This is a genomic window from Pseudomonas fluorescens (genome assembly GCF_005938625.1).
Lineage (GTDB): Bacteria > Pseudomonadota > Gammaproteobacteria > Pseudomonadales > Pseudomonadaceae > Aquipseudomonas > Aquipseudomonas fluorescens_BD.
On sequence record NZ_VCNJ01000040.1, the window covers coordinates 216,050 to 229,684 of the forward strand.

Here is a 13,635-nt window from a genome sequence, read left to right on the forward strand (position 1 = left end):
AGGACCTAACTATCCAACCTGAGCACGGCAAGGAAGGCTTCTTGTGGAATTTCCACGTTGCCGACCTGCTTCATGCGTTTCTTACCGGCCTTTTGCTTCTCGAGCAGTTTCTTCTTACGGCTGACGTCACCACCGTAGCATTTGGCCAATACGTTCTTTCTGAGCGCCTTGACAGTTGTCCGGGCAACGATCTGACCACCGATGGCGGCCTGAATCGCTACGTCGAACATCTGACGAGGAATCAGTTCTTTCATCTTCTCGGTCAACTGGCGACCTTTGTAGTGCGAGTTGTCACGGTGCACGATCAGCGCCAGAGCGTCGACCTTGTCGCCGTTGATCAGCACGTCCAGTTTCACCAGATTAGCCGATTGGTAACGGTCGAAATGGTAATCCAGCGAAGCATAGCCGCGACTGGTGGATTTGAGACGGTCGAAGAAGTCCAGCACCACTTCGTTCATCGGCAGGTCGTAAGTGACTTGCACCTGATTGCCGAGGAACAGCATGTCGACTTGAACGCCACGCTTCTCGATGCACAGGGTGATGACGTTGCCCAGGTGTTCTTGCGGCACCAGGATATTGGCCCGCACGATTGGCTCGCGCATGTCTTCGATCGACGACACATCCGGAAGCTTGGATGGGTTGTCGACGTAAATCGTTTCACCGGTTTTCAGCACCAGTTCGAAAATTACTGTCGGTGCCGTGGTGATCAGGTCCAGGTCGTACTCGCGCTCGAGGCGCTCCTGGATGATTTCCATGTGCAGCATGCCGAGGAAGCCGCAACGGAAGCCGAAGCCCAGTGCGTCGGAGCTTTCCGGGGTGTACTGCAGCGACGAGTCGTTGAGGGTCAGCTTCTGCAGCGCTTCGCGGAAATCTTCGAAGTCGTCGGAGCTGACCGGGAACAGACCGGCGTAAACCTGTGGCTGGATGCGTTTGAAGCCGGGCAGCACTTCAACGTCCGGGGTCGAACTCAGGGTCAGGGTGTCACCGACCGGTGCACCGTGAATGTCCTTGATGCTGGCGATGATGAAGCCCACTTCGCCGGCCTTCAGATCCGAAGTAGCGGTGTGCTTCGGGTTGAACACGCCAACGCTGTCGACCAGATGGATCTTGCCGGTGGACTTGACGAGGATCTTGTCGCCCTTCTTCACGCGGCCATGACGTACACGCACCAGGGAGACAACGCCCAGGTAGTTGTCGAACCAGGAGTCGATGATCAACGCTTGCAGCGGATCTTCGATGTTGCCGGTCGGCGCAGGAATGGTGTGCACCAGACGCTCGAGCACTTCGTCGACACCCAGGCCGGTCTTGGCGCTGCAGGTGACGGCGTCGGTGGCATCGATGCCGATGATCTTCTCGATTTCGTCTTTGACGCGATCAGGATCGGCCTGCGGCAGGTCGATCTTGTTCAGCACCGGCATGACCTCGAGGCCTTGCTCGATGGCGGTGTAGCAGTTGGCCACGGACTGGGCTTCAACGCCTTGACCGGCGTCGACCACCAGCAGTGCACCTTCACACGCGGCCAGGGAACGGCTGACTTCATAGGTGAAGTCGACGTGGCCCGGGGTGTCAATGAAGTTCAGCTGATACTTGATGCCGTCTTTGGCGGTGTAATAGAGGGTAACGCTGTGGGCCTTGATGGTGATCCCGCGTTCACGCTCCAGATCCATGGAATCCAGTACCTGGGCTTCCATTTCACGCTCGGCCAGGCCGCCGCACATCTGGATGAAGCGATCGGCCAGCGTCGACTTGCCATGGTCAATGTGGGCGATGATGGAGAAATTGCGGATATGACTCAAATCACTCACGGATCAACACTCAAAAAGGCTGCAGGCATAGCCCGCCGAAAAATAGCCGGGAATTGTACCTGATACACGGCGCAAGCGTCACGTTCGCCTGTCACCCGGATTGCATGCAAAAACGCCCCGATCTGTCGACCGAGGCGTTTTCGAGTTTTAAAGCACAGGTCAATCGCCTGTCATCAACCGGCTCTTCGCAGCAGCCAGACACCTGCCAGTGCACAGACACCGGCCGGCACCAGCACCGCAAACAGCGGCGAGAAACCGAACACCAGGCTCGACGGACCAAGCAAATCCTGAACGATACGGAAGGTGAAGCCCACCAGCACGCCGGTAAATACGCGCTGGCCGAGGGTCACCGAGCGTAGCGGGCCGAAGATGAAGGAAATCGCCATCAGCACCAGTGCAGCGGTTACCAGCGGCTGCAACACCTTGACCCAAAATGCCAGCCAGTAACGACCGTTGCTCAGGCCTTGCTCGGACAGATAGTGGATGTAACCCCACAGACCGCTGATCGACAGCGATTCAGGGGCCATGACCACGGTGCTGAGCAGTTGCGGGCTCAACGCCACATCCCATTGCTCGCTCGGGGCATTGACGACTTCAGTGCTGCGCTCATGGAACAGCGTGGTGGCAACGTCGGTGAGCTGCCACTTGGTGCCGTCAAACTCGGCCTTCTTGGCGAAGCTTGAACTCAGCAGATGGCGCTCCTTGTCGAAGTGATAGCGAGTCACGCCATACAACAGACCGTTCGGTTGCACGGCGTTGATGTGGATGAACTCCTCACCCTGACGGTGCCACATACCGTGCTTGGCGCTTTGCGCGTCGCCACTGCCCTGCGCCAGCGAGCGATTGGCCTGGGCCATGCTTTCGGTCGCCGGAGCGACGTATTCGCCGATCAGCACACCGGCCAGCATCAGCACCAGCATTGGCTTCATGACGGCCCAGACGATCCGGCCGATGGACACGCCTGCAGCCCGCATGACCGTCAGCTCACTGCTGCTGGCCAGACTGCCAAGGCCGATCAGGCAGCCGATCAATGCGGCCATTGGCAGCATTTCGTAGAGACGGCGCGGCGCGGTCAGCAATACAAAGCTCAGAACATCGACCAGCGTGTAGGTGTCGCTGACGTCACCCATCTCATCGATGAAGGCAAACAAGGTTGCCAGACCGAGAATGATGGCCAGCACGGCGATGATCGCCATGAATACGCTACTGCCGATGTAGCGGTCGAGTTTAACCACGGGCCACCTCCAGCGCTGCGGAGCGACGGCTGGCCATCTTCAGACGCAGTGGCTCCCAATAAAGCAGGCCGAGACCGATGAACAGGAAGATCGCGTGCACCCACCACAGGCCAAGGGCCGGTGGAATCTTGCCTTTTTCAAGGGCGCCGCGCGCGGCAATCAGGATGGTCAGATAAGCCATATAAAGAAGAATCGCCGGCAGCAGCTTGAGGAAACGCCCTTGGCGCGGATTGACTCGCGACAGCGGCACCGCCATCAGGGTCACAATAAATACCAGCAGCGGCAGGGACAAACGCCATTGCAGCTCGGTTTTGGAGCGGATGTCATCGCTGCCCAGCAGAGACGAGGTCGGCATCGCGTCACGGTCGGTGACTTCTTCGCTGACGTCTGGCTTGGGCAACAGCACACCGTAGGTTTCGTAGTGAATAGCGCGATAATCGGCCTGACCCGGGCTGCCGTCGTAGCGATAGCCGTTGTCGAGAATCAGATAGCGATTGCCGTCGGGGCGCACTTCCTGACGGCCCTTTTCGGCCACCAGCACGGAAATCCCGCGATCCTTCTGATCGGCACCGAGGTTTTTCTGCGAAATGAACACGCTGCCCAGATTGACGCGATCGTCACTCAGGGTTTCGGTGTAGGTCACTCGCGTACCGTCACGCAAAGCCTGGAAGCGACCCGGTTCGAGGGTGTCGAATTCGGTCAGCGCGTCCTGCTTGTTCAGCAGCAACTGGAATTGATTGGCGCCTTGCGGGGCCAGGCCCAGACTCAACCATGCCACGACCAGTGCGACCAGGGTCGCCGGGAACAGGGTCATGCGAAACAGCTTCTGCTGACTCATGCCTGTGGCCGAGAGCACGGTCATCTCGCTTTCCAGGTACAGGCGACCGTAGGCCAGCAGGATCCCGAGGAACAGGCCCAGCGGCAGAATCAGTTGCAGGAACCCCGGCAGACGAAAGCCCATGATCAGGAACAGCGAACCCGGATCGAGCTGGCCGGCAGCGGCCTGAGCCAGATATTTGATGAAGCGACCGCTCATGATGATGACCAGCAGCACCGCACTCACGGCGCTGAGGGTCAGCAGGACTTCGCGGGACAGATAACGGAAGACGATCAAACCAGACACTCCAGGGTTGTCAGGCTAAGGCGGCCAAACAAGCAAACACATCGACCGGCCCGCAACGCAGAGCCGTCGGAAAAAGATGCGGCATTATCCTGTGATTGGGGGCGCCTGTCACTGCGCACACTCATCATGTCTGTAATCCTTTGCAGATCGTACAACCTAGGGGGCGTTCTCAATTAGTTTTCACACCGCGCCGGGTCTGCTGTTGTGCAGGGCAAGGCGCGAGAAGCGTGGTTTGGTCATTCCAAATAAGCTTCGAGCAACGCAGCCCTGCACAACAGCAGGCCCGGCCCTTCGGGTTGTGCCTTAAAGCCGGCCAGTCTGCGTTGCAGGCCTTGGAAAGGGAACAACCATTCCCAGCGGCCCGCGCCTTGCCTGGCTGGCTTTAAGGCGACAACGCGGTGTGAAAACTAATTGAGAACGCCCCCTAGGGTTGTCAGGCGCGGGGAGCGAGGTTCAAACTGCGGCCCTTGTCGCAGGCTTTGGCCTGCGCCTCTTCTCTTTATAAGCAGGCGACTGCGAATACCGTCGAACGCCTGCGTGTTGACCATTCATTCAGGGATCCGGACATGGAACTGGTTGTAAAAAGCGTTAGCCCAGAAACGTTGAAAACCGCCACCCTGGTGGTTGCCGTCGGTGAAGGCCGCAAACTCGGGGTCGCGGCCAAACAAGTCGACGAACTGAGCGGTGGTGCAATCAGCGCCGTACTCAAGCGTGGCGATCTGGCCGGCAAGGTTGGCCAGAGCCTGTTGCTGCACAGCCTGCCGAACCTGAAAGCCGAGCGCGTGCTGCTGGTCGGCGTGGGCAAGGATGAGGAACTGGGCGACCGTCCGTTCCGCAAAATCGTTGCCGGCATCCTCAACACCCTGAAGGGTCTGGGCGGCAGCGACGCCGTGCTGGCGCTGGATGAAGTTATTGTCAAAAACCGCGACAGCTACGGCAAAACCCGTCTGCTGGCGGAAACCCTAGTCGATGGCCAATACACCTTCGACCAGTTCAAGAGCCAGAAAGCCGAGCCGCGCGCGCTGAAGAAAATCACCCTGCTGACCATCAAGGCAGCGCAAGCCGAAGTGCAGCGCGCGGTGAATCACGCCACTGCGATCGCCAACGGCATGGCGTTCACCCGCGATCTGGGCAACCTGCCGCCGAACATCTGCCACCCGACGTTCCTCGGCGAACAAGCGAAGAATCTGGGCAAAGAGTTCAAGGATCTGAAAGTAGAAGTCCTCGACGAGAAGAAAATCAAATCCCTGGGCATGGGTTCGTTCTATGCCGTCGGCCAGGGCAGCGCCCAGCCACCTCGCCTGATCGTCATGCAATACAACGGCGGCAAGAAATCCGAGAAGCCGTACGCCCTCGTCGGCAAAGGCATCACTTTCGACACTGGCGGCATCAGCCTGAAACCGGGCGCCGGCATGGACGAAATGAAATACGACATGGGCGGCGCTGCCTCCGTATTCGGTACCCTGCGTGCCGTGCTTGAGCTGAAGCTGCCGATCAACCTGGTGTGCATCCTCGCCTGCGCCGAGAACATGCCAAGCGGCAACGCCTCGCGCCCGGGCGACATCGTCACCACCATGAGCGGCCAGACCGTGGAAATCCTCAACACCGACGCCGAAGGCCGTCTGGTGCTGTGCGATGCGCTGACCTACTCCGAGCGCTTCAAGCCACAAGCGGTCATCGACATCGCCACCCTGACCGGCGCTTGCGTCGTTGCCTTGGGCGCCCACACCTCGGGCCTGCTGGGCAACAACGACGAACTGATCGGCCAACTGCTCAGCGCCGGTAAAGCCGCTGACGACCGCGCCTGGCAATTGCCGCTGTTCGACGAATACCAGGAGCAACTGGACAGCCCGTTCGCCGACATCGCCAACATCGGTGGCCCGAAAGCCGGCACCATCACCGCTGCGTGCTTCCTGTCGCGCTTCACCAAAAACCTCAACTGGGCGCACCTGGACATCGCGGGCACCGCGTGGACCAGCGGCGGCAAGGACAAGGGCGCGACCGGCCGTCCTGTGCCTCTGCTGACCCAGTACCTGCTGGATCGCGCCAAAGCCTGAACCCGCTGATGGGCGGCGTCATTTTCGGGTGACGCCGCTTGCTGCTCTGGAACCGCAATGACCAAAGTCGACTTTTATATCCTGCCCAGCGCCGATCCGTCGGCTCGCCTGGATTTTGCCTGCAAGCTCACCGAGAAAGCCTGGCGCATGGGCCATCGCATCTACCTGCATTGCAGCGATGCCGCCCAGCGTGACGACCTCGACGCACGCCTGTGGGCGTTCAAGGGCGAAACGTTCGTGCCGCATGGTCCGGCCGACAGCGAACCGGACGGTTTGATCGTTTTGGGTCTGGGTGACGACTGCGGTCTGCATCAGGATTTACTGGTCAATCTCGACCTGAAAGTCCCGGCCTTCGCCAACAAGTTCGCCCGGGTGGCGGAAGTGGTGGTTGAAGATCCGACGATTCGGGCGGCCGCGCGGGAGAGTTTCCGTTTCTACCGCGAACAGGGCTATCCTCTGCAAGATCACCGTTTACAGCGACTCTGAGCATTCCAATGGACACTCCGAAACCGCAACAAAAGTCCGCACACCTGCTGGACGATCTCGAATCGATCCGTCAGTTGCTCGGCGATGACAACCTGCAACCACCGCTGTTGACCGATACGGTCGACGATGGCGAACAGGAACAGATTCCGATGTTGTTTGATTCGGTCGGCGCCGAGCCGGCCGCTGTCGAACCACCACCCGCGCCAGCCCCGACACCTGCTGCGCAACCAGCGGCGCCGGTGAACAAGGGCCCGGATGCCCTGCTCCACCTCGACAGCGAACTGCGCGCCGCCGCGCAATTGATCCTGCAAGACGTGATCGACGACTTCGCGCCGCACATCGAAACTGAAATCAAACGCCGCCTCGATGCTCGTATGGAACGACTCCTCAGCCAGTACGAATAACCCGCCCCATGTAGGAGCTGCCGCAGGCTGCGATCTTTTGACCTTTGTTTTTTAAAGACAAGATCAAAAGATCGCAGCCTTCGGCAGCTCCTACATTTAGATCTCCATCCAGCCTGCCCCGCTCGCCCTCGGCCCCATGCCCCGCTATACTCGTCGGCTTTTCCTGAATTAATGCCAATAGGGTCCCGCCGCGCATGGATAAGACCTACCAGCCGCACGCCATTGAAACTTCCTGGTACAACACCTGGGAGTCCGAGAACTACTTCGCCCCGCAAGGCGCGGGCGACTCCTACACCATCATGATCCCGCCGCCGAACGTCACCGGCAGCCTGCACATGGGTCACGGTTTCAACAACGCGATCATGGACGCCCTGATCCGTTTCCGCCGCATGCAGGGTCGCAACACCCTGTGGCAGCCGGGCACCGACCACGCCGGTATCGCCACGCAGATGCTGGTGGAGCGTCAACTCGAAGCCCAGGGCCAGAATCGCCATGATCTGGGCCGCGAAAAATTCCTCGAGAAAGTCTGGGAATGGAAGGATCAGTCCGGCGGCAACATCAGCCGTCAGATCCGTCGCCTCGGCTCGTCCGTTGACTGGAGCCGCGAGCGCTTCACCATGGACGACGGCCTCTCGGAAGCAGTCAAAGAAGCGTTCGTGCGCCTGCACGAAGACGGCCTGATCTACCGCGGCAAACGCCTGGTCAACTGGGACACCAAGCTGCACACGGCGATTTCCGACCTCGAAGTGGAAAACCACGACGAGAAAGGTTTCCTGTGGAACCTGAAGTACCCGCTGGCCGACGGCGCGAAAACCGCTGATGGCAACGATTTCCTGATCGTCGCGACCACCCGTCCGGAAACCATGCTCGGCGACTCCGCCGTCGCGGTAAACCCGAACGACGAACGCTACAAAGCCCTGATCGGCAAGTTTGTCGAGCTGCCACTGGTTGGCCGCCGCATCCCGATCATCGCCGACGATTACTGCGATCCTGAATTCGGCACCGGCTGCGTGAAAATCACCCCGGCCCACGATTTCAACGACTACGAAGTCGGCAAGCGCCACAACCTGCCGCTGCTGAACATCTTCGACAAGAACGCCAACGTGCTGCCTGCAGCCCAGGTGTTCAACCTCGACGGTACGCTGAACGACAGCATCGACGGCGCGATTCCGGCTGAATACGCCGGTCTCGAGCGTTTCGAAGCACGCAAGCAGATCGTGGCTGCGTTCGACGCCGCTGGCCTGCTGGTCAGCGTCAACGACCACGGCTTGAAAGTGCCGAAAGGCGATCGCTCCGGCACCATCATCGAGCCGTGGCTGACCGACCAGTGGTACGTGTCGACCAAACCTTTGGCCGAGCCTGCGATTGCCGCCGTTGAAGACGGCCGCATCCAGTTCGTGCCGAAGCAATACGAAAACATGTACTTCTCGTGGATGCGCGACATCCAGGACTGGTGCATCAGCCGTCAGCTGTGGTGGGGCCACCGGATTCCGGCCTGGTACGACGAGTCGGGCAAGGTCTACGTCGGGCGCGACGAAGCCGAAGTGCGTGCCAAGCACAACCTCGGCCCGGACGTAGCGCTGCAACAGGACAACGACGTACTCGACACGTGGTTCAGTTCCGGCCTGTGGACGTTCTCCACCCTGGGCTGGCCGGAAAAGACCGAATTCCTGAAGAAATTCCACTCCACCGACGTACTGGTGACGGGCTTCGACATCATTTTCTTCTGGGTTGCCCGGATGATCATGCTGACCATGCACCTGATCAAGAACGAGGACGGCACGCCGCAAGTGCCGTTCAAGACCGTTTATGTGCACGGTCTGGTGCGCGATGGCCAGGGCCAGAAGATGTCCAAGTCCAAGGGCAACGTCCTTGACCCGCTGGACATCATTGACGGTATCGAGCTGGAAGAGCTGGTGCAGAAGCGCACCTCCGGCATGATGCAGCCGAAACTGGCGAAGAAGATCGAGAAGCAGACCCGCGACGAGTTCGCCGACGGCATCGCCAGCTACGGCACCGACGCCCTGCGCTTCACCTTCTGCTCGCTGGCCTCGACTGGTCGCGACATCAAGTTCGACATGGGCCGCGTCGAAGGCTATCGCAACTTCTGCAACAAGATCTGGAACGCCGCGCGTTACGTTCTGGACAAGGGCGAAGACTGCGGCCAAAACGGCGAAGCCTACGAGCTGTCGCTGGCGGATCGCTGGATCATCTCGCAGCTGCAACGTACCGAAGCCGAAGTGACCCGTCAGCTGGATCAGTTCCGTTTCGACCTGGCAGCGCAAGCGCTGTACGAGTTCATCTGGAACCAGTACTGCGACTGGTACCTGGAACTGTCCAAGCCTGTGCTGTGGGACGAGAACGCGCCGGTTGAACGTCAGCGCGGTACACGCCGAACGCTGGTGCGCGTACTGGAAGTGGCGCTGCGTCTGGCGCATCCGTTCATGCCGTTCATCACTGAAGAAATCTGGCAGCGCATCGCGCCGCTGGCCGGTATTCAGGGCAAGACGATCATGCTGCAAGCGTGGCCAGTGGCCAACGAAGAGCGCATTGATCCTGCCGCCGAAAACGAGATCGAATGGCTCAAGGAACTGATGCTCGGCACGCGTAACATCCGTGGCGAAATGAACATCGGCCCGGGCAAGCCACTGCCGATCTACCTGAAGAACGTCAGCGCTGAAGATCAGCGCCGTCTGACCGAGAACGAAGCGCTGCTGAAGAAGCTGGCGCGTCTGGAATCGATCACCGTTCTGCAGGCTGGCGAAGAAGCACCGCTGTCCGCCACCGCGCTGGTTGGCGAGATGGAAGTGCTGGTGCCGATGGCCGGTCTGATCGACAAGGGCGCTGAGCTCGCGCGTCTGGACAAGGAAATCCTGCGTCTGCAGGGCGAAGTCCAGCGCGTTGGCAGCAAACTGTCCAACGCCGGTTTCGTCGACAAGGCCCCGGCCGAAGTCATCGAAAAGGAACGCGCCAAACTGGCCGAGGCTGAACAGGCCCTGGGCAAACTGGCCGAGCAGCACGCGCGGATTGCCAGCCTTTAACGGTAAATCGCAATGAAAAAGGGAGGCCCAAGTGGCCTCCCTTTTTCATTCCCGCCACATCCCCCCTGTAGGAGCTGCCGCAGGCTGCGATCTTTTGATCTGGCTTTTAAAAACCAAGATCAAAAGATCGCAGCCTGCGGCAGCTCCTACATGGGTTCGGCGCATGGCCCATCAATGTGGGACAATACCCGCCACTTTCAGCCATACCCGAATCGACCACGCCCATGAACGCCCCCCGCACCCCCAAACCTGCGCGCAAGAAGCCTGACTCCGCGACCCCGGCCAAGACCGTCGAGCCGCGTGAAAAGGCCACACTGCACCCGCGCAATCGCCATCAGGGTCGTTACGACTTCCCGGCGCTGATCAAGACCACGCCGGAACTGGCGAAGTTCGTGATCACCAACCCGTACGGCAAGGAAAGCATCGACTTCGCCAGCCCCGATGCGGTGCGCGTGTTCAACCGGGCGCTGCTCAAGTCGTTCTATGGCATTCAGCATTGGGACATTCCGGCGGATTACCTCTGCCCACCGGTTCCGGGCCGTGCCGATTACGTGCACTTCCTCGCCGATTTGCTGGCGAGCATGAACGACGGCAAAGTCCCGCGCGGCGCGATCGTCAACGTGCTGGACATCGGCATGGGCGCCAACTGCGTGTATCCGCTGATCGGTAACAGCGAATACCGCTGGCACTTCCTCGGTTCGGAGATCGATCCGACGGCCGTGGCTGCCGCCAGAGCCATCGTTCAGTCCAACGACCTGAACAAGGTGATCCAGCTGCGTCAGCAGGAAAACCGCAAGCACATCCTGATCGGTCTGCTGGAGCCGGGCGAGCGCTTTGATCTGACCATGTGCAACCCGCCGTTCCACGCCTCGATGGACGAAGCGACCAAGGGCAGCGAGCGTAAATGGCGCGCATTGGGCAAGGCCGATCCGAAGCGCAAACTGCCGGTGTTGAACTTCGGCGGTCAGTCGGCAGAGTTGTGGTGTGAAGGAGGCGAGGCGCGTTTCGTGACGCAACTGATCGCCGAGAGCGCGAACTTCCAGCACAAAGTGCTGTGGTTCAGCACGCTGGTGTCGAAGGCGTCGAACCTGCCAGCCATTGAAACCGCACTGAAAAAGGCCGGCGTGCTGGAAAGCCAGGTCGTGGAGATGTCACAGGGTCAGAAGCAAAGCCGCTTTGTGGCCTGGACTTTCCAGACCAAATCCGAGCAGCAGATCTGGCGTCGCGAGCGCTGGGTTCGCTGATAGCTGCGCAGATGCCCCTGTAGGAGCTGCGGCACGCTGCGATCTTTTGATCTTGATCCTGTGAAGAACAAGATCAAAAGATCGCAGCCTCGTTTCACTCGACAGCTCCTACAAGGCGGTGTTATTCCTCGCCAAATCGCAGACACAAAAAAACCGTGCCCGGATCGCTCCGGTGCACGGTTTTTTATTGCTGCGTCTTACTTGTTCACAGCGTCGGTCAGGCCTTTGGCCACAACCAGCTTGATCACTTTCTTAGCAGGGATTTCGATGGCAGCGCCAGTCGAAGGGTTACGGCCAGTGCGGGCAGGACGCTCGGTCACTTTCAGCTTGCCGATACCTGGCAAGGTGATTTCGCCGCCGTTTTCCAGCTGATCGGCAACGATTTGGCCCAGTTGGTCCAGAGCGTTACGCGCGGTGGTTTTCGGCGCGTCGATAGCTTCAGCGATGTCGGCGATCAGTTGGTCTTTAGTAAGAGCCATGTAGTGTTCCTTCCCTATCAAATTCATATGGATTGCAGAGTGCAGTGTCAGCCATCGAGCCCGATCTTCTGGATCTGGCACCCTCGGCGATAACCACGACGAGTCGGGTTATAGATGCCGAAATCAGGGTTTGGTTCGACCTGACAAATGCTGATTGCACGCTTAACGCAGTGACTTCGCGTAAGACCGGGCAAAACTAGCACAGAGACGGGGAAATATCCGCCTCTAGCTACCCATTTGGTCAGCTTTATTGCTCTAAATCGGTAAAAAACTGCATAAGCCCGGTCGCGCGCCCCGGTTTCGCCCTACAACCCGCGCCAAAACCAGTGGTTGCGGTACACTTAGCGCTTTTTCGGGGGAGCCTGCCCTCCTCCCATCCAACAGCCGAGAAGCCCATGCCGATCCGTCATTGCATCGTCCACCTGATCGACAAAAAACCCGACGGCACGCCCGCAGTTCTGCACGCCCGTGACACCGAACTGGCCGAGTCTGCAGCCATCGAAAACATGCTCGCCGACCTCAACGAGAGCTATAACGCCAAACAGGGCAAAGCCTGGGGCCTGTTTCATCCAGAGTCCGGCGCATTCCCGTTCAGCGGCTGGCTGAAGGAATACATGGAAGGCGGCAAGGATTTCACCGCGTTCAGCAAAGTGGCGGTCGAGCACCTGCAAAAGTTGATGGAAGAATCGAACCTGTCCGTCGGCGGCCATGTGCTGTTCGCTCACTATCAGCAAGGCATGACCGATTACCTGGCGATCGCCCTGCTGCACCACAGCGAAGGCGTGGCGGTGACCGATGAGCTGGACGTGACCCCGTCGCGCCACCTCGACCTCGGCCAGTTGCACCTGGCGGCGCGCATCAACGTCTCCGAGTGGCAGAACAACAAGCAGTCCAAGCAGTACATCTCGTTCATCAAGGGCAAGAACGGCAAAAAGGTTTCGGAATACTTCCGCGACTTCATCGGCTGTCAGGAAGGTGTCGACGGCCCAGGCGAGACCCGCACACTACTCAAGGCGTTCAGCGACTTCGTCGAGAGCGAAGACCTGCCGGAAGAATCCGCTCGCGAGAAGACCAAGACCCTGGTCGATTACGCCAGCAGCCAGGCCAAACTCGGCGAACCGATGGGCTTGGAAGAACTCTCCGAGCTGATCGACGAGGAACGCCCGAAAGCCTTCTACGATCACATCCGCAACAAGGACTACGGCCTGTCGCCGGAGATTCCTGCAGACAAACGCACCCTCAACCAGTTCCGCCGCTTCACCGGTCGCGCCGAGGGCCTGTCGATCAGCTTTGAAGCTCACCTGCTGGGCTCGAAGATCGAGTACGACGAAGAGGCTGGCACTCTGGTGATCAAGGGCCTCCCGACCTCGCTCACCGATCAGCTGAAGCGCCGTAACTGATGCTCGGCAATGTGCTGAAGAAGGTTGCACTGGTTCTGCTGGTGGTGGTCGTCTATCAGAACTGGGGCAAGATCGAGCGGGTGTTCAACCCGTCGCAGATGGTTGCCGAGCAGACGCGGGCCCAAGCCAATGTCGTGCTCTACGCCACCGACTGGTGCGGCTACTGCAAGCAGACCAAGCGTTTTCTCGACAGCAAGGGGATTCCGTTCAAGGAGTTCGATATCGAGAAGGATGCCGAGGCGCGCAAGGCGTATGAGGCATTGGGTGGACGTGGGATTCCGTTGATTGATGTCAACGGCACGTTAATCCGCGGATTTGACCCGGACGAAATCCTCGCCGCTCTGAAATAACCAATGTGGGA

The 13,635-nt window shown here is 59.5% G+C and carries 11 protein-coding genes; 7 read left to right on the forward strand and 4 right to left on the reverse strand.

Annotated features, from left to right (window positions below):
* Positions 1-5 precede the first annotated feature (5 nt).
* The 3 genes from lepA to lptF form a co-directional block, all read right to left on the reverse strand.
* Entirely contained in the window at positions 6-1,805 is a 1,800-nt protein-coding gene (gene lepA, locus FGA82_RS23270; RefSeq protein WP_038357686.1) for a translation elongation factor 4, read from the reverse strand.
* Between the two features lie 173 nt (positions 1,806-1,978).
* Complete coding sequence (lptG, locus tag FGA82_RS23275; RefSeq protein WP_141128896.1) at positions 1,979-3,040, reverse strand: LPS export ABC transporter permease LptG; 1,062 nt, start codon at positions 3,038-3,040, stop codon at positions 1,979-1,981.
* Positions 3,033-4,154, reverse strand: a complete 1,122-nt coding sequence (gene lptF / locus FGA82_RS23280) for an LPS export ABC transporter permease LptF (RefSeq protein ID WP_141128897.1) — start codon at positions 4,152-4,154, stop codon at positions 3,033-3,035. The genes lptG and lptF overlap by 8 nt, the downstream gene beginning before the upstream one ends.
* Before the next feature lie 575 nt (positions 4,155-4,729).
* Here lptF and FGA82_RS23285 point away from each other — a divergent pair.
* The 5 genes from FGA82_RS23285 to rlmF all read left to right on the forward strand — a co-directional run bounded on the left by FGA82_RS23285 (position 4,730) and on the right by rlmF (position 11,395).
* Positions 4,730-6,220: a leucyl aminopeptidase gene (locus FGA82_RS23285; protein ID WP_141128898.1), complete on the forward strand. Its 1,491-nt coding sequence runs from the start codon at positions 4,730-4,732 to the stop codon at positions 6,218-6,220.
* Positions 6,221-6,277: 57 nt separating this feature from the next.
* Positions 6,278-6,706, forward strand: a complete 429-nt coding sequence (locus tag FGA82_RS23290; RefSeq protein ID WP_141128899.1) for a DNA polymerase III subunit chi — start codon at positions 6,278-6,280, stop codon at positions 6,704-6,706.
* An 8-nt stretch (positions 6,707-6,714) separates the two neighbouring features.
* The gene (locus tag FGA82_RS23295) at positions 6,715-7,110 is read left to right on the forward strand and encodes a DNA polymerase III subunit chi (protein ID WP_141128900.1); all 396 of its coding nucleotides are present in this window, start codon (positions 6,715-6,717) and stop codon (positions 7,108-7,110) included.
* 194 nt (positions 7,111-7,304) lie between these two features.
* Positions 7,305-10,151 (forward strand): valine--tRNA ligase, encoded by a 2,847-nt coding sequence (locus FGA82_RS23300; RefSeq protein WP_141128901.1) that lies wholly within the window; start codon positions 7,305-7,307, stop codon positions 10,149-10,151.
* A gap of 224 nt (positions 10,152-10,375) precedes the next feature.
* A complete protein-coding gene (rlmF, locus tag FGA82_RS23315; protein WP_141128903.1) occupies positions 10,376-11,395 on the forward strand; it encodes a 23S rRNA (adenine(1618)-N(6))-methyltransferase RlmF in 1,020 nt (339 codons plus the stop codon).
* Positions 11,396-11,592: 197 nt separating this feature from the next.
* Here rlmF and FGA82_RS23320 read toward each other — a convergent pair whose 3' ends face one another.
* The gene (locus tag FGA82_RS23320) at positions 11,593-11,874 is read right to left on the reverse strand and encodes an HU family DNA-binding protein (RefSeq protein WP_003221909.1); all 282 of its coding nucleotides are present in this window, start codon (positions 11,872-11,874) and stop codon (positions 11,593-11,595) included.
* A gap of 395 nt (positions 11,875-12,269) precedes the next feature.
* Here FGA82_RS23320 and yejK point away from each other — a divergent pair, with 395 nt between their 5' ends.
* Complete coding sequence (gene yejK, locus FGA82_RS23325; RefSeq protein WP_007909053.1) at positions 12,270-13,274, forward strand: nucleoid-associated protein YejK; 1,005 nt, start codon at positions 12,270-12,272, stop codon at positions 13,272-13,274.
* The gene (locus FGA82_RS23330; RefSeq protein ID WP_034154584.1) at positions 13,274-13,624 is read left to right on the forward strand and encodes a glutaredoxin family protein; all 351 of its coding nucleotides are present in this window, start codon (positions 13,274-13,276) and stop codon (positions 13,622-13,624) included. The genes yejK and FGA82_RS23330 overlap by 1 nt, the downstream gene beginning before the upstream one ends.
* The last annotated feature ends 11 nt before the right edge of the window (positions 13,625-13,635 follow it).

Coding starts and splice junctions, on each gene's coding strand:
- FGA82_RS23285 (WP_141128898.1), top strand. CDS start 4,730: ATGGAACTGGTTGTAAAAAGCGTTAGCCCAGAAACGTTGAAAACCGCC.
- FGA82_RS23290 (WP_141128899.1), top strand. CDS start 6,278: ATGACCAAAGTCGACTTTTATATCCTGCCCAGCGCCGATCCGTCGGCT.
- FGA82_RS23295 (WP_141128900.1), top strand. CDS start 6,715: ATGGACACTCCGAAACCGCAACAAAAGTCCGCACACCTGCTGGACGAT.
- FGA82_RS23300 (WP_141128901.1), top strand. CDS start 7,305: ATGGATAAGACCTACCAGCCGCACGCCATTGAAACTTCCTGGTACAAC.
- rlmF (WP_141128903.1), top strand. CDS start 10,376: ATGAACGCCCCCCGCACCCCCAAACCTGCGCGCAAGAAGCCTGACTCC.
- FGA82_RS23320 (WP_003221909.1), bottom strand. CDS start 11,874: ATGGCTCTTACTAAAGACCAACTGATCGCCGACATCGCTGAAGCTATC.
- yejK (WP_007909053.1), top strand. CDS start 12,270: ATGCCGATCCGTCATTGCATCGTCCACCTGATCGACAAAAAACCCGAC.
- FGA82_RS23330 (WP_034154584.1), top strand. CDS start 13,274: ATGCTCGGCAATGTGCTGAAGAAGGTTGCACTGGTTCTGCTGGTGGTG.